This window comes from Sulfitobacter sp. 15WGC (assembly GCF_005068605.1).
Classification (GTDB): domain Bacteria; phylum Pseudomonadota; class Alphaproteobacteria; order Rhodobacterales; family Rhodobacteraceae; genus Sulfitobacter; species Sulfitobacter faviae.
On sequence record NZ_SZNL01000060.1, the window covers coordinates 1 to 970 of the forward strand.

Annotated in this window: 1 protein-coding gene and 1 pseudogene; one reads left to right on the forward strand and one right to left on the reverse strand. The window is 60.2% G+C overall.

What is annotated here, in order from left to right:
- Positions 1–407 (forward strand): IS3 family transposase (locus FCK22_RS17940; protein WP_136720750.1); only part of this gene is annotated, 407 nt, incomplete at its 5' end.
- A 39-nt stretch (positions 408–446) separates the two neighbouring features.
- Here the strand turns inward: FCK22_RS17940 and FCK22_RS17945 are convergent.
- Positions 447–970 (reverse strand): annotated as a pseudogene (locus FCK22_RS17945) (IS3 family transposase); the annotation flags it as partial.

Consider the following 970-nt stretch of genomic DNA (forward strand, 5'->3'; position numbering starts at 1 on the left):
ATCTGCATTCACGCCGGGTGATCGGTTGGGCGGTGAGCAACCGGATGAAGCGCGACCTGGCAATCCGGGCATTGAAAATGGCTGTTGCGCTGCGGCAGCCGCCCAAGGGCTGCATCCATCACACCGATCGTGGGTCGCAATATTGTTCGCACGACTACCAGAAGCTTCTGCGCCACCATGGGTTCATGGTATCGATGAGCGGCAAGGGCAATTGTTATGACAACTCTGCCGTCGAGACCTTCTTCAAGACGATCAAGGCAGAGCTGATCTGGCGGAGACCATGGCATACGCGAAGAGAAGCAGAGCTGGCCATCTTCCAATACATCAACGGCTTCTACAATCCGCGAAGGCGGCACTCAGCACTGGGTTGGAAAATCCCGGTCGCTTTCGAAAGGAAAGTGGCCTAAACGAGCACGTGGGGCGGCACAAAAACGCGACAGGTCCACAACACGCGCGCCGGAGATGCTGGTGTCAGCAATCAGGCACAGGTTTTCGCGGCTGCAATCGTCTATCACTGCCAGGATGCGGAGTTTCCGGGATGGGCCGAAGCTGTCAGCCAGGAAGTCCAGAGACCAGCGCGCATTGGGATACGCAGCCTCCGGCATCGGGGAGCGCGTTCCACGGGCCCGCTTGCGGCCGCGCCGCCGCTTCACTGACAACCCTTCTTCCCGGTAGAGCCGATACAGTTTCTTGTGGTTCATTTTCATGCCCTTGCGCTCAAGCAACACGCCAATCCGGCGGTAGCCGAACCGGCGCCGCTTTCCGGCGATCTCCTGCATCTCCTTGCGGATCTCAGGGCAGTCCGGCGGGCGTTCGCGCCGGACTGTCTTTGGGTCGACACCGACAAGCCGACAGGCCCGGCGCTGCGAGATGCCGTGATCCCGCATCGCCCTGAGCGCCGCCTCTCGCCGCTTGGTCAGCGTCGTCAGTTCTTTCCCAGAAGATCCTTCAGAACCACATTGTCCAGCAT